This is a genomic window from Streptomyces glomeratus (assembly GCF_021462825.1).
Taxonomy (GTDB): domain Bacteria; phylum Actinomycetota; class Actinomycetes; order Streptomycetales; family Streptomycetaceae; genus Streptomyces; species Streptomyces glomeratus.
Genome location: NZ_JAKEEB010000023.1, coordinates 99746 through 116257, shown reverse-complemented (window position 1 = coordinate 116257; position 16512 = coordinate 99746). Strand labels below are relative to the sequence as shown.

Annotated in this window: 15 protein-coding genes and 1 tRNA gene; 6 read left to right on the top strand and 10 right to left on the bottom strand. The window is 72.3% G+C overall.

Features of this window, described 5'->3' with window-relative positions:
- Positions 1-98 precede the first annotated feature (98 nt).
- From mshC to LZ604_RS24285, 4 genes are all read right to left on the bottom strand, one after another.
- Positions 99-1328, bottom strand: a complete 1230-nt coding sequence (mshC, locus tag LZ604_RS24300) for a cysteine--1-D-myo-inosityl 2-amino-2-deoxy-alpha-D-glucopyranoside ligase (protein WP_234517569.1) — start codon at positions 1326-1328, stop codon at positions 99-101.
- Positions 1329-1506: 178 nt separating this feature from the next.
- Positions 1507-2325, bottom strand: coding sequence for an SCO1664 family protein (locus LZ604_RS24295; RefSeq protein ID WP_234517568.1), 819 nt, complete (start codon positions 2323-2325; stop codon positions 1507-1509).
- On the bottom strand, positions 2289-2879 hold the full coding sequence (locus tag LZ604_RS24290) for a DUF3090 domain-containing protein (protein ID WP_234517567.1): 591 nt from the start codon (positions 2877-2879) through the stop codon (positions 2289-2291). Before LZ604_RS24290 ends, LZ604_RS24295 begins: the two co-directional genes overlap by 37 nt.
- Before the next feature lie 108 nt (positions 2880-2987).
- Positions 2988-3674, bottom strand: a complete 687-nt coding sequence (locus LZ604_RS24285) for a histidine phosphatase family protein (protein WP_234517566.1) — start codon at positions 3672-3674, stop codon at positions 2988-2990.
- A gap of 128 nt (positions 3675-3802) precedes the next feature.
- Here LZ604_RS24285 and corA point away from each other — a divergent pair, with 128 nt between their 5' ends.
- Complete coding sequence (gene corA / locus LZ604_RS24280; RefSeq protein ID WP_234517565.1) at positions 3803-4801, top strand: magnesium/cobalt transporter CorA; 999 nt, start codon at positions 3803-3805, stop codon at positions 4799-4801.
- Here the strand turns inward: corA and LZ604_RS24275 are convergent.
- Both LZ604_RS24275 and LZ604_RS24270 read right to left on the bottom strand, forming a co-directional pair.
- Complete coding sequence (locus LZ604_RS24275; protein ID WP_234517564.1) at positions 4779-5570, bottom strand: ferritin-like domain-containing protein; 792 nt, start codon at positions 5568-5570, stop codon at positions 4779-4781. The two genes, corA and LZ604_RS24275, sit on opposite strands and share 23 nt — an antisense overlap.
- A gap of 242 nt (positions 5571-5812) precedes the next feature.
- Positions 5813-6868: an LLM class F420-dependent oxidoreductase gene (locus LZ604_RS24270; protein WP_234517563.1), complete on the bottom strand. Its 1056-nt coding sequence runs from the start codon at positions 6866-6868 to the stop codon at positions 5813-5815.
- 263 nt (positions 6869-7131) lie between these two features.
- Between LZ604_RS24270 and LZ604_RS24265 the strand changes: the two genes are divergently transcribed.
- Both LZ604_RS24265 and LZ604_RS24260 read left to right on the top strand, forming a co-directional pair.
- Positions 7132-8115: an aldo/keto reductase gene (locus LZ604_RS24265; RefSeq protein WP_234517562.1), complete on the top strand. Its 984-nt coding sequence runs from the start codon at positions 7132-7134 to the stop codon at positions 8113-8115.
- Positions 8112-10493 (top strand): helix-hairpin-helix domain-containing protein, encoded by a 2382-nt coding sequence (locus tag LZ604_RS24260; RefSeq protein ID WP_234517561.1) that lies wholly within the window; start codon positions 8112-8114, stop codon positions 10491-10493. The genes LZ604_RS24265 and LZ604_RS24260 overlap by 4 nt, the downstream gene beginning before the upstream one ends.
- 69 nt (positions 10494-10562) lie before the next feature.
- Here LZ604_RS24260 and LZ604_RS24255 read toward each other — a convergent pair whose 3' ends face one another.
- On the bottom strand, positions 10563-11267 hold the full coding sequence (locus LZ604_RS24255) for a hypothetical protein (RefSeq protein WP_234517560.1): 705 nt from the start codon (positions 11265-11267) through the stop codon (positions 10563-10565).
- 47 nt (positions 11268-11314) lie between these two features.
- Between LZ604_RS24255 and LZ604_RS24250 the strand changes: the two genes are divergently transcribed.
- A complete protein-coding gene (locus LZ604_RS24250; protein WP_005485166.1) occupies positions 11315-11503 on the top strand; it encodes a DUF5703 family protein in 189 nt (62 codons plus the stop codon).
- Between the two features lie 184 nt (positions 11504-11687).
- Here the strand turns inward: LZ604_RS24250 and LZ604_RS24245 are convergent, their stop codons facing one another.
- From LZ604_RS24245 to LZ604_RS24235, 3 genes are all read right to left on the bottom strand, one after another.
- A complete protein-coding gene (locus LZ604_RS24245) occupies positions 11688-12458 on the bottom strand; it encodes a chaplin (RefSeq protein WP_234517559.1) in 771 nt (256 codons plus the stop codon).
- A 166-nt stretch (positions 12459-12624) separates the two neighbouring features.
- The gene (gene chpH / locus LZ604_RS24240) at positions 12625-12858 is read right to left on the bottom strand and encodes a chaplin ChpH (protein ID WP_234517558.1); all 234 of its coding nucleotides are present in this window, start codon (positions 12856-12858) and stop codon (positions 12625-12627) included.
- Between the two features lie 189 nt (positions 12859-13047).
- Entirely contained in the window at positions 13048-14373 is a 1326-nt protein-coding gene (locus LZ604_RS24235) for a M20/M25/M40 family metallo-hydrolase (protein WP_234517557.1), read from the bottom strand.
- A gap of 187 nt (positions 14374-14560) precedes the next feature.
- Here LZ604_RS24235 and LZ604_RS24230 point away from each other — a divergent pair.
- Positions 14561-14645, top strand: a tRNA-Leu gene (locus LZ604_RS24230).
- 58 nt (positions 14646-14703) lie between these two features.
- A complete protein-coding gene (polX, locus tag LZ604_RS24225; RefSeq protein ID WP_234517556.1) occupies positions 14704-16431 on the top strand; it encodes a DNA polymerase/3'-5' exonuclease PolX in 1728 nt (575 codons plus the stop codon).
- Positions 16432-16512: the final 81 nt, after the last annotated feature.

The window sequence follows — 16512 nt, the reverse complement described above, 5'->3', positions numbered from 1 at the left end:
CCCGCCGGCGCCCCCCCGGGGGCCGGGGGGGGGGGGGGGGGGGGGGGGGCCCCCCCCGGCCCGGCGCCGCTCCTCGCTACCAGAGTTCCGCGGCGTGGTCAGAGGGCCACGCCGAGCAGCGCGTCCACGGCACGCGAGACCACACCGGGAGCGCCCGTGTCCGTGCCGCCGGTCTCCTGCTGGAGGCCGGCCCAGCGGTCGACCGCTGCGAGTGCGGCCGGGGCGTCCAGGTCGTTCGCGAGGGCCTCGCGGATCTCCTCGACGAGGGCCTCCGCGGGCGGGCCGTCGGGCCGGGACACGGCGGCGCGCCAGCGGTCGAGCCGTGCCACGGCGTCCTGGAGCACCTGGCCGGTCCACTCCCAGTCGGACCGGTAGTGGTGGGCGTGCAGCGCGAGCCGGATCGCGCCGGGATCGACGCCGTCCCGCCTGAGCCGGGAGACGAAGACCAGGTTGCCCTTGGATTTGGACATCTTCTGGCCGTCCAGGGCCACCATGCCGGCGTGGACATAGGCCTTGGCCATCGGGAACTCGCCGGTCAGCACCTGGGCGTGGGAGGCGCCCATCTCGTGGTGCGGGAAGGCGAGGTCGGAGCCGCCGCCCTGCACGTCGAAGCCCATGCCCAGGTGGTCCAGCGCGATGGCCACGCACTCGATGTGCCAGCCCGGCCGGCCGGGGCCCAGCGATCCGCCGTCCCAGCGGGGCTCGCCGTCACGGGCGGCCATCCAGAGCATCGGGTCGAGCGGGTTCTTCTTGCCCGGACGGTCCGGGTCGCCGCCGCGTTCCGCGGACAGCAGGCGCATGGCGGCGGCGTCCAGCCGGGACACCTTGCCGAAGTTGGGGTCGGACTCCACGGAGAAGTAGATGTCCCCGTCGAGTTCGTAGGCGGCGCCCAGGTCGCGCAGGCGCTCGATGAGCGGCACGATCCCGGGTATCGCCTCCACCGCGCCTATGTAGTGCCGTGGGGGAAGCATCCGCAGCGCGGTCATGTCCTCGCGGAACAGGGCGGTCTCCCGTTCGGCGAGACCCACCCAGTCGAGACCGTCGCGCTGGGCGCGCTCCAGGAGGGGGTCGTCGACGTCGGTGACGTTCTGGACGTAGTGCACCTGCCGCTTGGTGTCCAGCCACACGCGCTGGACGAGGTCGAACGCGTTGTAGGTCGCCGCGTGACCCATGTGGGTCGCGTCGTACGGGGTGATGCCGCAGACGTAGATGCGGGCGACGGGACCGGGGTCGAGGGTGACCGGACCGCCGGTCGCGGTGTCGTGGATCCTCAGGTCGCGGCCCTGACCAGGCAGGGCGGGGACCTCGGAAGCGGGCCAGGCATGCATGCCCTGAGCCTAACCGGCCCGAAGTTCCGTATACGAACCGGACCGGGCGGGATGGCCGGGCAGGCCCTCTTGCGCGAAACCCGGCGATGTGCAGGGTCGGCCGGCTCGTCCGGCGTGCGTCAGCCGGGCCCCGGCGGCCGGCGCTTGCCGGGTCCCCGGGGCGGCCACCGCTCGTGGCTCACACCGGCGGCCAGGGGATCGCCGGCCATTCCCCGGTCGGCTCGGGATGCCTCCCCGAGACCAGCAGCGCCTCCACCCGCGCGCGCACGGCCGCGAGCTCCGCCGGGGTGATCAGCCCGGCCAGCCGCACGGCCAGTGCCGCGCCCTCCTGCAGGGCCTCCTCGAGCCCCTTGAGCGCCTCGACCGCCTCCCCGGTCAGCGGCTCCCCCGCCCACCCCCACAGCAGCGTGCGCAGCTTGTTCTCGGTGTGGAAGGTGACCCCGTGGTCGATGCCGTACAGGCGCCCACCGGCCCCGGGCAGCAGATGGCCGCCCTTGCGGTCGGCGTTGTTGATGACCGCGTCGAGGACGGCCAGGCGCCGCAGCCGGTCGTCGTCGGCGTGCACCAGCAGGGCCGTCCTCCCCTCGCCGACGTCCGCCAGTCCGATCGCCTTCCAGCCGGGCTCGGGCTCCTCCGCGTCCACCAGCGCGAGCAGCTCGCCGTCGGGCACGGTCTCGACCCACAGCTGGCACATGCCCTCTCCGTAGGGCCCTTCACGCAGCACGGTGGGCGGCACCAGCCCCCAGCCGGTCGCCTCGGACACCTCGTAGGCGGCGACCTCTCGCTGGGCCAGCGTGCCGTCGGGGAAGTCCCACAGGGGGCGCTCCCCGGCGACGGGCTTGTAGATACAGGCGGCTTCCCGCCCGTCGTAGGAGACCGTGCAGTACAGCGCCGCGTTGGACGCGTCGCGGATGCGTCCGCGTACGGTCAGCTCGCCCTCGGCGAGCAGGTCGGCCGTGGTCACGCTCCGCGGCGGTATCCGTTCTGGCGCGGACATACATGTCCTTCCGGGTCGAGCGGGAGGCTGCACAGCGGGCACGGCGGCCGCCCGGCGTTGACGACGTCGAGGGCGCGCTTGGCGAAAGCCCTGGCCTGCGCGCCGGTGAGCCGGACCCGGAGCATCGGCGGACCGTTCTCCTCGTCCTGGAGCAGCCGCTCCTCGGCCTCGGCGAGGTCCTCCTCGGAGTCGGCGTCCAGTTCGACGAGGGCCTGGGCCTCGACGATCATGCGCTGCTCCTCGCCGTCCCAGGCCAGGGCCATCGTGCCGACGCGGAACTCCTCCTCGATCGGGGTGTCCAGCGGAGCCGTGTCGGCGATCTCCGCGGGGGCCACGGCGGGGACGGCGGCACTGCCGCCGCTGCGCCGCACGACCTCGTCCAGCAGCTCGTCCATGCGCTCGGCGAGCGCCGCGACCTGGGTCTTCTCCAGGGCCACGCTGGTCACCCGGGGTCCGGCAGTGGCCTGCAGGAAGAAAGTACGGCGCCCGGGCAGCCCGACCGTACCGGCCACGAAGCGGTCCGGGGGGTCGTAGAGGAACACCTGACGGGACACGTCCTGTCTCCATTGGATCGGGACCGGACCGGCTGACCGCGCCGGCCCGTTCCGGTTGCTGACAACTACTGCGCTGGTGCGACCGCTTCACCCTACTGCGGCCGACGATCACGGTGCGCCCGCACCGCCCCCGACCGTGGCGTCCGGACCGGAGGGTTCCGCACGGGGTACGAGGGAGGCGAAATCCCCGGTGTCCCCGAGGCGAACGAGAAATGGCCGCAGCCGGGTGTAACGGATCGCGGTGATGGAACACGGTTCCACGGAGATCCGTTGGAAGAGGTCCAGATGAAGTCCGAGTGCGTCCGCGACAAGCGATTTGATGATGTCACCGTGAGAACACATGAGGTACACCGCGTCGGCGCCGTGGTCCCGCTCCACGCGCGCGTTCCACTCCCGCACCGCTTCCGCGGCCCGGGTCTGCATGGCCCGCATCGACTCGCCGCCCGGGAAGGCCGCCGCCGACGGGTGGGCCTGGACCACCTCCATCAACGGCTCGTCCTTCAGCTCGGCGAGCTTGCGGCCGGACCAGTCGCCGTAATGGCACTCGCCGATGCGCTCGTCGGTGTGGGCGCGCAGCCCCGGACGGGCGTCGAGCAGCGGCTGGACGGTCTCCTGGCAGCGCTGAAGGGGGCTCGCGACGACCTCGGCGATCGGCACCTCGGCGAGCCGGCCCGGCAGGGCCGCGGCCTGCGCGGTGCCGCGCTCGTCGAGGGCGACGCCGGGCGTCCAGCCGGCGAGGAGTCCCGCGGTGTTGGCGGTGGAGCGTCCGTGCCGGACGAGGATCAACGTGGGCATGCCGTCCAGCGTACGGGGACGCCTCCCGGCCCGGGCCGGGGCAACGGTGACGGCCGGGCGCACGCGGGCGGAAGGGGCAGACAGGCCCCCGTATGCGGGTGGGACCGGCGAACGGGAGAATGCTCCCCGTGATCGTCGACTGCGCCATATATCGCGACGGGCGCCGGACGGAGGGGCCCGAGGACCTCTCCGACGCGCTTCAGGAGGCACGCGCCGCGGGGGACACCTTCTTGTGGATCGGCCTGTACGAGCCGACGGAGAAAGAGTTCGACCTGGTGACGGAGGAGTTCGGGCTTCATCCGCTGGCCGTGGAGGACGCCTTGAAGGCGCACCAGCGGCCCAAGCTGGAGGTGTACGAGGACGCGCTGTTCATGGTGTTCAAGCCGGTGTCGTACGAGCCTCACAGCGACACCGTCAGTACCGGCGAGTTGATGGTCTTCCTCGGCGACTCCTTCGTGGTCACCGTGCGCCACGGCGAGGACATGCCGCTCGGTTCCATCCGCCGTCATCTGGAGGAGCAGCCGGAGATGCTGCGGCACGGGCCGACGGGGGTGCTGTACTCCATCGCGGACTCCGTCGTCGATCACTACCTGGAAGTGGCGACCGAACTGGGGACCGACCTGGAGGAGCTGGAGGCGGAGGTCTTCTCGCCGTCGTCCGGGGGTTCCCGGCACACGGCGTCGCGGATCTACACCTTCAAGCGGCAGGTCCTGGAGTTCCGGCGGGCGACGCTCCCGCTGGCGCCGCCGCTGGCCCGGCTGGCGGGGCAGGGGATGGTCGGTGCGGCGGTGCCGTTCGTTCAGGAGAAGTCGCGGCCCTTCTTCCGGGACGTCCTCGACCATCTGACCCGGGTGAACGAGTCCGTGGAGGCCCTGGACCGGCTGGTGTCCGACGTGCTGTCGGCGCATCTGGCCCAGATGAGCGTCCGGCAGAACGACGACATGCGGAAGATCTCGGCGTGGGCGGCGATGGCCGCGGTTCCGACGATGATCGCGGGGATCTACGGCATGAACTTCGACCACATGCCGGAGCTGCACTGGGTGGCGGCGTACCCGGCGGTGATCCTGGTGATGGCGGCCCTGGAGGTTCTGCTGTACCGGTTGTTCAAGCGGCGGGGCTGGATGTAGCGCCCGCGGCGCCGCCCAGGGCGTCGCGGAGTTCCGGCGTCCTCAGCGACACCATGCGGCGCCACCCGCTGGCGCGCTCGTAGCAGTACGTCGCGTGGATGGCGGCCGCGAGCAGGGCGGACTTGGCCTTCGGCCAGCGCAGGATCCGCCCCATGCGGGCCATCACGGCGAGGCTGACGTCCCGGTGGACACGGATCTCGGCCAGCGCGCACTCGCGCAGCGTCCGCCGGACGGCGTGGCCGTGTCCGGCGCGCACGAGACGCAGCAGCTCCTCGTGGCAGTAGGCGAGGTGGCTGTCCTCGTCCCTGGAGATCATCCGGATCGCGCGGCCCACCTCGGGGTGGTCGCCGAAGTGCCTGCACAGCAGCTCCATCTGCTCGGAGGCACGCTGCTCGGTGACCCTGCTGTGGGCCAGATAGGTGACGATGTCCTCCACGGTCAGCGTCCGGTCGCCTTTCAGCCTCTCGTGGGCTAGCCCGATGCCGTGCTTCTCCAGGAGCATCGTGTAGTCCGTCTCGGGAGGTACCCGGACGGGCTCGAGTCCGCGCTTGCTCAGCAGCGCGCGGAAGATACGCCCGTGTTTGTCCTCGTCGGCGCCGTGCCTGCTGATCCTGGGCGCGAGCCGGCGCTCTTCGGCCGGCACGAGTGCGGCGATGCGGCCGTTCTCCCAGCCGCCCTGGGACTCACCGCCGGCGGCTATGGAGCAGAAGAGCCGGAACGACTCGTCGTTGTCGAAGATCTCCTGGAACAGGCTCTTGACCGAAAGCATCACTGACGCCTCTCTGCAGGGGTCCGCAAAGAACGAGTCAAGTGGGGCGCCAGAGGTGCGGCAACACGTATGGGGGGAGGACTCGGCCGAACGAAGGACGCCCGGGCCCGGGCCCGGGCGTAACCGGGGGCCCGCCGAAGCGTTGTTCCCCGTGACGGCCGTGGCGGGGAGGACCCCCGAGCCCCCACCACGGCCGTGGAGACCTCTGTGTGAAGCCCCCTCCGGGGAGATCCCTTGGCCGGTTACGCGAGCCCGGCTCGCTCCATGGCGTCGGATCCCGCCCGGAGGGAGGCGATCCGCTCCTCCAGGGTGAAGCCCGCGGGAGCCAGCGTGAGCGTGGTGACGCCGGCCTCGGCGTAGGCCTTCATCCGGTCGGCGATGCGGTCCACGGAACCCAGGAGGGTGGTCCGGTCGATCAGCTCGTGCGGGACGGCGGCCGCGGCGCCCTCCTTGTCGCCGGACAGGTACTTGTCCTGGATCTCGGCGGCGGCCTTCTCGTACCCCATGCGCTGGGCGAGCTGGTTGTAGAAGTTCTGCTGGCGGCTGCCCATGCCGCCGACGTAGAGGGCGGTGTAGGGGCGGAAGGTGTCGGCGAGGGCCGTCACGTCCTTGTCGTCACCGACCGAGAGCGGGAGCGTGGGGCAGACGTCGAAGCCGTCGAGGGTCTTGCCCGCCTTCTCGCGTCCGGCGCGCAGATACCGGATCGCGGTCTCCTCGAGGTGGTCGGCCGAGGGGAAGATGAGCAGGGCCCCGTCGGCGATCTCACCGGTCTGCTCCAGGTTCTTGGGGCCGATCGCGGCGATGTAGAGCGGGATGTGCTCGCGCTGCGGGTGCACGGTGAGCTTGATCGGCTTACCGGGGCCGCCGGGCAGCGGGAGGGTCCAGTGCTCGCCCTCGTACGACAGCCGCTCCCGCGTCATCGCCCTGCGTACGATCTCCACGTACTCCCGGGTGCGGGACAGCGGCTTGTCGAACTTGACGCCGTACCAGCCCTCGGAGACCTGCGGCCCGGACACGCCGAGGCCGAGGCGGAAGCGGCCGCCGGAGAGCGAGTCGAGGGTGGCGGCCGTCATCGCGGTCATCGCGGGCTGGCGGGCCGGGATCTGGAAGATCGCGGAGCCGACGTCGATGCGCTCGGTCTGGGCGGCGACCCAGGAGAGCACGGTGGCCGCGTCGGAGCCGTAGGCCTCGGCGGCCCAGCACACCGCGTAGCCGAGCCGGTCGGCCTCCTGGGCCACGGCGAGGTTGTCCGCGTCCATTCCGGCGCCCCAGTAGCCGAGGTTGATCCCGAGCTGCATGGCCGATTCCCCTTACCGATCAGTAACGTCCCTTGTGCGCAGACCTTAGCGCGGAGTGCGCCCGGAGGGCAGAGCGGCGCCCGGCGGTGGGGCGCGTCGTGGCGGGAGCCGGGGTGCGCGCGGCGACGCTTCCGGGCACGGGGCGCCGGTCCTCCTCGTGGAGCGCGTGGAGGGCGGGGCAAGCGGAATCACCGCGGGGACTGGGGAAATCGGTTGTCCACAGGCCCCCACGCGGCCAGTTCCGGCCAGTAATGTCGGCGTCCATGGAGCAGAGGCATCTCGGCCGTACCGGCCTTCGTGTGTCCCGCATCGGACTCGGCACCCTGACATGGGGGCGGGACACGGACGAGCACGACGCCGCGGAGCAGTTGAAGGTGTTCTGGGAGGCGGGCGGAACCCTCGTCGACACGGCGGACGTGTACGGGGACGGGGAGGCCGAGTATCTGCTCGGACGGCTGATGGACGGTCTCGTCCCGCGCCGGGACCTGGTCGTCTCGACGAAGGCGGGGAGCGTGCCCGACCCCGACCGTCGTTTCGACGGCTCACGCGGCCATCTGCTCGCCGCGCTGGACGCCTCGCTCGCCCGCCTCGGCACGGACCATGTCGACGTGTGGCACCTCCATGCCTTCGACCCGTACACCCCCCTGGAGGAGACCCTGGGGGCGCTCGACCTGGCCGTCTCCAGTGGCCGGGCACGGTATGCGGGCCTGTCCAACTTCTGCGGCTGGCAGCTCGCGAAGGCGGCGACATGGCAGCTGACGGCGCCGGGGGTCCGGACCCGGATCGCCAGCACGCAGATGGAGTACTCGCTGCTCCAGCGGGGCGTGGAGCGCGAGGTGCTGCCGGCCGCCCTGGACCTGGGCGTCGGGCTGCTGCCGTCCTCTCCCCTGGGCCGGGGGGTGCTCACCGGCAAGTACCGTCATGCGACGCCGCCCGACTCGCGCGGGGCGTCGGAGCACATGGCCCCCTTCGTCGCGCCCTACCTCGACGACACGGCGAGCAGCATCGTGGACGCGGTGCAGACGGCCGCCGACGGGCTCTCCGCGACACCGCTCCAGGTGGCGCTCGCCTGGGTCCGCGACCGGCCGGGGGTCGTCGCGCCGATCGTCGGTGCGCGCAACGCACAGCAGCTCACGGCGGCGTTGTCAGTGGAGACGCTTAGTCTTCCTGACGAGATCTGCCGGGCGCTGGACGATGTGTCGGCCCCGGTGCACCGCTATCCCGATCACGACTGGAGCACGCTGTGAGCACGGACCCGGAAACCACGGAGACGGCCTCCCCTCCGGGGGAACCGGCCGACGAGGCCGGGACCGGGGCGGGCGAAGCCACGGCCGCCGGCGCGGGCGGTTCGGCGGTGGGCGCGGACGACGGCGCCAGTGGGGCGGCCGGGGTGGACGACCGTGACGGTGACAGGGCCGACGCGGGTGACCGTGACGGTGATACGGCCGACGCGGACGACGGCGGCAGTGGTGCGGCCGACGCGGGTGACCGTAACAGTGAAGCGGCCGACGCAGGTGACCGTGACAGTGATGCGGCCGACGCGGACGACGGCGGCAGTGGTGCGGCCGGCGCGGACGACGGCGACGGTGGCTCGTCCCAGAGGTCGGAGGCCGAGGCCGAGCTGGCCGCCCAGCGGTTGGAGCGGGAACGGATCGAGCGGCGCAAGGCGGAGAAGAAGGGGCCGATCGAGGCCGGCGGGAAGCTCAGCGGGAAGGCCGCCGACCTGCTCGCGGCCGTGCGGGCCGTGGAGAGCGGCGCGAAGCCGGTGCCCAGTGCCTTCAGCGAGCCGGCTCCCGCCCCGCGCCGTCCCACCCCCGAGCCCGTGCGGCGCACCCGGCCCGAGGCACCCCCGGCGGCCCCGGCGGCCCCCGACGCGGAGGCCGTCTCGGCCGTTCGGGCCGTGCTGGCCGAGGGCGGTGCGCCCGAAGCCCTGGCGCCCCAGGCCGCCGCGGCCCTCGGCGAAGGCGTGGACGCGCGTCTGCGGGCGGACCCCTGGCTGCTGCTGCGGGTCCCCGGGGTGCGGCCCGAGCAGGCGGACGGGTTCGCCCGGGCCCTGCTCGGCGCCGAGTGCCGGCCGGACGACGAGCGGCGGGCGCGCGCGGTGACGGTCTGGCTGCTGGAGCAGGCGGCCGTGGCCGGACACACGGCGCTGGAGCTCCCCGCTCTTCACGCCGCGCTGGCGCAGCGCTCGGTGCCGGACCCGGAGACGGCGGTGCGCAGCACGATCGCCGAGGGTGAGGCTCTCGTGTTCCAGGACGCGCTGGAGACCGACACCCGGGGCGGTGACGAGGACGGCGAGGACCGGCCGGTCCGCGCGCTGATCGGCCTGGAGCGGTATGCGCTCGCGGAGGAGAGCCTCGCCGACGGACTGGCCCGGCTGGTCGGCTCCGCGCCGAAGGAGGGCGGCTCAGCCGAGGACTGGGAGCGGGCGGCCGGCTCGGCGCAGGGCTCGGCGGCGGAGCTGATCCGCGCGGCCGCGGGTCACGGACTGGTGCTGCACACCGGCGGGGAAGCCTCCCGCGTCGAGCCGGCCACGCTGCTGCGCGAGGCGCACCGGCTCGGTGCGCGCGCCTGGGCCGCCACGCACGGCCCGGCCGGACGGGAGGCGTTCGCCGCGCTGCTCGCACGGCTCGGCCCGACGGACGCCCCGGAGCAACAGGCGCACGCGCCGCTCGCCACGGTGGCGGGTCTGCTGTCCGGAGCCGAAGGCCCCGGGCGGGACGCCGACGGTGCGCTGGACCTGGACCTGCTCATCGTGCTGGACGCGCCCCAGCTGGACGTCGAGGCGGCGGCGCTGCTCGTCGAGTCGCTGCCGGACGGGGCCCGCCTGGTGCTCAGCGGTGACCCGAACGTGCTGTGGTCGGCCGGGCCCGGACGGGTGTTCGCCGATCTGCTCGCCGCCCGTGTGTGCCCGCAGATCGTCTCCCGGACCCCCGATCCCGGGCCGCTCGGCGAGTTGGTCTCCGCGATCGGTTTCGGTGAGCTTCCGCAGGTCGACGCGCCCGGCAAGGAGGTGGTGATCGTGCCGGTCCGGGACGCCGGCGAGGCCGTGCACCGGACCGTTCAGCTGGTCGCGGACTCGGTGCCGCGCGCGATCGGCGTTCCCTCCGAGGAGACGCAGGTGATCACACCGGGGCACGGTGGCGCGGCCGGCACGCGGGCGCTGAACGCGGCCCTCAAGGAGCGGCTGAACCCTGGTCCCGGCCGCTTCGGCGGCTTCGACCCGGGGGACAGGATCGTCTACTCCCCCGTGCCGGGTCGTGCGCTCCCGGGCCGCGTGGTGACGGCGGACGCGGAGGGCCTGCATCTGGAGTGCGCCGGCACCGCCGTGGTCGTACCCAGGGAGCGGGTGGAGCAGTCCGTGCGTCACGGCTGGGCGCTGACCGCGCACCAGGCGGTGGGGCTGCGCTGGCCCGCGGCCGTGGTGGTGCTGCCCGGCGACGCCGCTCAGTCCCTGAGCCGGCCCTGGGTGTACACGGCCTTCGGCCGGGCGGTCCGCCATCTGTCCGTGGTGCACGGAGTGGAGCAGGCCCTGCCGCGGGCCGTGGCCGAGGTCCCGGCCAGGCCACGGACCACCCGCCTGGCCGTACTGCTCCGGCCTCAGGTGCCGGCGGCCGAGGAATGAGGGGCCGGGTGGCGGTGCCGTAGGGCCTTCGGCCGTACGGCACCGCCACCCTTCCCCGCCTGGTATGACCTAGCGTTCGGCGTCCAGCGGCTCCAGGTCCTCGTCGTCGTCCAGCCCGCCGCGCAGCTCCGGACCGAGGCCGAGGTCCTCCTCCACATCGTCGTCGTCCGGCTCGTCGTCGAAGACCGAGCTGACGTCGAAGCGGCAGACGACCCGCTGCGGATCGACCTGCTCGAAGGGCGTCTCCAGCCATTCCCCCGGCTCCGCCGGTTCGTCGGCGGCCGTCACCCACAGGGTGGAGTCCCCCTCCTCCAGGCCGAAGTCCTTGTGCCGGGAGGCGATCTCATCCGGTTCGAATTCGCCGAAGAGCACACCGAGCGCGCCGTGGACGGTGCCGGCAGACGACTCCGGCGTGCCTTCCTCGTCCGCGTCCTCCACGCGCCGCGCCTGCGCCAGCAGCCGCTGCGGCTCGGCCACCGCGTAGTCCCGGCGGATCAGCACGCTCAGCGCGTTCGGTTCCTCGGGGCCCGTGTACGGCGGAAGTGCGTCCTCCGCGCCGGGGATCTCGAAAGGCGTGACCTCGTCGTAGCGGTCGTAAAGCAGTTCGTCGTACTCCTCGGCCGCCGCGGCCAGCTCGTTGAACGCCTCGTAGACGGCCGGGTCGTCCTCACCCGTCCGGCGCTCGACCGCGGCCAGGTGGCGGTCGAGCGCGGTCTTGACCGCCTCGGCGGCGGCACGTACCTCGGCAGCGGTGGGCTGCGCAGCATCAGACATAGTGCAGACGCTATCCGTACCGGGCCCCAGCCCGCACAATAGATGCGATGCCGGAATACGAATTTGTCGACGTGTACGTGCCGCGCGGGGTCTCCCGCAAGGACGCAACACGTCTGCTGACGGACCATGCCGAGTACGGACACTGGGAGCTGGACCGACTTAGCCTGCTGCGGGACGGCAGCCGCAGGGTGCGGTTGCGCCGGCGGATCATCCGCCAGGTGCGTGCCACGTGGTGAAGTGAAGGCGGCTGAAACGGACCGGGCCCCGCGTCTGCGGGGCCCGGTCCGTTTCAGGTGCGCCATGGGGGAAGAGCGCCGTGTTTCGATGCGCTGTGCCGCGCCTCGTCCACCGCGGGCGACGCCTGTCGCCGCCTGCGCATGCCCTGCGACGGTCGGCGCTCTCCCCCTTGTGTCCGGCGCCTTACGCCCTCGCGCGTGCCCTGCGGTAGAGCAGCGCGCCGCCGAGCAGGGCACCTGCGCTCGCCGGTGCCAGCAGGCCGAGCGGCAGGTCACTGCCGGTGTGGGCGAGCTGGGCGCTGCCCGCGGGCCGGGTGAGGGAGACCCCGCCGGGGTGGCTGACGTGCTGGGAGCCACCGCCGCCCGGGTGATGGGACGTGCCGGGGTGCCCCGGCTGACCGGGGTGTCCCGGCGTGCCGGGCGTGCTGCCGCCCCCGCCGGGGGGCGTCGTACCGCCACCGCCGGGAGGCGTGGTGCCACCGCCGCCCGGAGGGGGCTGGTGACCGCCGCCGGGCGGGGTCGTCGGGTGACCGCCGCCGGTGTTGGCGCAGTGGTCGCCCAGCGCGCCGTTGCCGATTCCGACCACGTTCACGCTGTTGCCGCAGACGTTGACCGGCACGTCCACCGGCACCTGGACGGTGTTGCCGGAGCCGACGCCGGGCGAGCCACCGGTGTGACCGCCCGCGTGGGAGCCGCCGCCGGTGTGCGCGCCGCCGGTGTTGGCGCACGCGTTGCCCGCCGCCGGGTTGAGCAGCCCGATCACGTTAACGGTGTTTCCGCAGACGTTCACCGGGACGTGCACGGGAACCTGGACGGTGTTGCCGGACAGCACACCGGGCGAGCCCGCGGCCGATCCGTTCGCACCCGAGTCGGCGTGCGCATAGCCGCCGGTGACAGCGAGGACGCCGGCCGCCGCCGCCACGGTCATCAGGCCCTTGCGGGTGACCTGTCGCATTGCTGATTTCCCTGCCTTCGACCTTGTCGTGAACCTTCTTGAGCTCGCCCGCGGGCGAGCGGGGACGCGCAGGAACCGGTCGGCCCCGGAGCGCATGGCACGCACTCCGGGGCCGACGGGCCCCGGCCCTCGCGGGGTGAGGCCCCTCACGGGGTGGGGCACAACGTCACTTGTTGATGCAGGTGTTGCCGAAGGCGGGGTTCAGCAGCCCGATCACGGAGATCGTGTTACCGCAGACGTTCACCGGGACGTGCACCGGAACCTGGATGACGTTGCCGGACACAACGCCCGGGGAGTGCACGGCGGCACCCTGGGCACCGGCATCGGCGGCAGCCAGACCCGCGCTCGCGAGAACCAGACCACCGGTGGCGGCCGCAGCAGCGACGACCTTCTTGATCATTCTTCCTCCTTGCTTGGCAAAAGCGATCCAAGCCTCGGACCGCACTCCATGTAACGAGGAGGGAGTAATGGAGCTACGAGCTTATGGTCGCATTCACCCGTCCCGGTCGGCGCCCGTACGCGCTGGCGATTACTGCAGTCTCGTTTCAGCACGCAAACCGGGACGGAATCAAGGGCGTTGGGAGGGCGCTCAGGACGCGTCGATGAACCGGTCCAGGACACGCACGCCGAACTTCAGGGCGTCCACCGGGACCCGCTCGTCGACGCCGTGGAACATGCCCGCGAAGTCCAGCTCCGGGGGCAGCTTCAGGGGCACGAACCCGAAGCCGCGAATGCCCAGTTCGTCGAAGGACTTGGCGTCCGTGCCGGCGGAGAGCATGTACGGGATCGCCTTCGCCGCCGGGTCCTCGGCCTGCAGCGCGGACTGCATCGCCTCCACGAGCGCCCCGTCGAAGGTCGTCTCGACGGCCTTGTCGGAGTGCACGTCCTCCCGCCGCACACGGGGCCCGAGGATCCGGTCGAGGTCGGCGAGGAACTCCTCCTCGAAGCCGGGCAGGAAGCGCCCGTCGACATGGGCCGTGGCCTCACCCGGGATGACGTTCACCTTGTAACCGGCGTTCAGCATCGTGGGATTGGCCGTGTTGCTCAGGCTCGCGCCGATGAGCTTCGCGAGGCCCCCGAGCTTGGCGAGGGTCGACTGCATGTCCTCGGGGTCGAGTTCGGTGCCGAGCGCGTCGCCGAGTTCGTCGAGGAAGGCCCTGGTGGTCTTGGTGACCCGCACGGGAAACGTGTGCCGCCCGAGCCGCGCGACGGCCTCGGAGAGCTCGGTGATCGCGTGGTCCCGGTGGATCATCGACCCGTGCCCCGCCGTGCCGGCCACGGTGAGCTTCATCCAGTGCATGCCCTTCTCGGCCGTCTGGATCAGGTACAGCCGCCGCTGCTCGTTCACGGTGAACGAGAAGCCGCCCACCTCGCTGATCGCCTCGGTGACGCCCTCGAAGAGGCCGGGATGGTGGTCGACGAGGTACCGGGCGCCGTAGGTGCCGCCGGCCTCCTCGTCCGCGAGGAACGCGAGGACGAGGTCGCGCGGCGGCCTGCGCCCGCTGCGCAGCCGGTCCCGGACGACGGCCAGCGTCATGGCGTCCATGTCCTTCATGTCGACCGCGCCGCGCCCCCACACGCACCCGTCGGCGATCTCTCCGGAGAAGGGATGGTGCGTCCAGTCCTGCGCGTTGGCCGGGACCACGTCGGTGTGGCCGTGGATCAGCAGCGCGGGCCGCGAGGGGTCCTCGCCCTCGATACGGGCCACCGTGGAGGCACGGCCCTTGTGCGACTCGAAGATCTGCGGTTCGAGCCCCACCTCGGCCAGCTTCTCGGCGACGTACTCGGCGGCCCTGCGCTCGCCGGGGCCGGAGTGGTCGCCGTAGTTGCTGGTGTCGATCTGGATCAACTCACGGCAGAGGTCCACAACCTCGTCCTCGCCGGTGACGCTCCTGGCCGTGCCGGTGTCGGTCACGCTGTCTCCTCCCACTGTCACGCTGCCGCTGGTGCCCCTCATCCTCTCTCCGACCCCCGCCCCGCCCCAAGGCGCTGCCCGGTCCGTCACGCACCGTTCACGGCCGGACGGGGTGTGATCGAACGCCCCCGAAAGCCTGGTAATGTTTCCTTCGTCGCCGCGGGAGACCCCGCACGGCAGACACCTTGTCCGGGTGGCGGAATGGCAGACGCGCTAGCTTGAGGTGCTAGTGCCCTTTATCGGGCGTGGGGGTTCAAGTCCCCCCTCGGACACTTGGAGCGGACGGTGCCGATGGGCGCCGTCCGCTTGTGCGTGCCTAGACTCTGAGATGTGGCCCGGCCAAACGACGAGGTCGAGGCGCTCCTTCAGGAGTACGCGGACCTCATCGCGATCACGGGAGGCGACGCGTTCAAGGCGCGCGCCTACGAGAAGGCCGCGCGTGCCATCGGCGGATACCCCGACGACATCTCCCGGCTGGACGCCGACGGGCTGCGCGAGATACCGAACGTGGGCCGGTCGATCGCCGAGAAGGTGCTCGAGTATCTGCGCACCGGCACCGTCTCCGCGGTCGAGGAGCGCCGGGCCCGGATCCCCGCCGGGGTGCGGGAGCTGATCACCATCCCCACCCTCGGCCCGAAGAAGGCCATGCGGCTCTACGAGGACCTGCACATCGCGTCGGTGAGCGAACTGACCGCCGCGATCGAGGCGGACGCCCTGCACGATCTGAAGGGCTTCGGCGCGAAGACGCAGGAGAACATCCTGCACGGCATCGCCCTGCTCCAGCAGGCGGGCTCCCGCATCCCGCTGCACCTGGCCGCCGACACCGCCGAGGAGATCGTCGCCGAGCTCTCGGACGTGACCGGGTGCAAGCGCTGCACCTACGCCGGGTCCCTGCGCCGTATGAAGGAGACCGTCGGGGACATCGACGTCCTGGTCGCGGCGAAACGGTCCGCCCCCTTCATGGACGCCCTCCGTGCGCTGCCGTCCACCGCCGAGGTGATCGCGCACGGCGCGAAGAAGACGTCGATCCGCACCACCAAGGGCGTCCAGGTCGATCTGCGGGTCCTGCCGCCGGACTCGTGGGGGGCCGGACTGCAGTACTTCACCGGGGCGAAGGCGCACAACATCCGCACCCGCACCATCGCGGTGCGGCAGGGGCTGAAACTGTCCGAATACGGCCTGTTCGACGCGGACAGCGGCCAGTCGCTCGCCTCCCGTTCGGAGGAGGAGGTCTACGCGCGGCTCGGCCTGCCGTGGATCCCCCCGACGCTGCGGGAGGACCGCGGGGAGATCGAGGCGGCGCTGCGCGGCGAGTTGCCCGAGGTGGTGACCGAGCGGAGCGTACGCGGCGATCTGCACACCCACACCGACCTCACCGACGGCCTCGCGTCACTGGAGACGATGGTGGAGGCCGCCGCCGCGCGCGGCTATGCGTACTACGCGGTCACCGACCACGCGCCCAACCTGTACATGCAGCGCATGACGGACGAGAAGATGCTCGCCCAGCGGGAGCGGGTGCGGGCGCTGGACGGCGCCCACCACGGGATGCGGCTGCTGCACGGCACCGAGCTGAACATCGGCCCCGAGGGGGAGGTGGACTGGCCCGACGACTTCCTCGCGGGCTTCGACCTCTGTGTGGCCTCCCTGCACTCCCACTTCGACCTGGACCGGAAGGCGATGACCAGGCGGCTGGTGCGGGCGTGCGAGAACCCGTACGTCAATGTGCTCGGCCATCCGACGACCCGTCTGATCGGCAAGCGGCCGGGGGTCGACGCCGACTGGGACGAGGTCTTCGCGGTCTGCGCCCGCACCGGTACCGCGCTGGAGGTCAACGCCCAGCCCGACCGGCTCGACCTGTGCGACGAGGACATTCTGCGGGCCCGGGAACAGGGCGCGAAGTTCGCCGTGAACACCGACGCCCACTCCGTCCCGCACCTCGCCCAACTGCGCTACGGCGTCGGCACCGCGCAACGGGGCTGGCTCACCCCGGACGACGTCATCAACACCTGGCCGCTGCGCCGGCTGCGCCGGTTCCTCGCGAAGGGCAGGACGGCATGAGGCTGGGCCGCGTTTGCCGTACGGCGGACCGGAGACCCGGGAGAGGGCGGGTACCCGTGGGACGCGGCAGGTAAGGCGGTG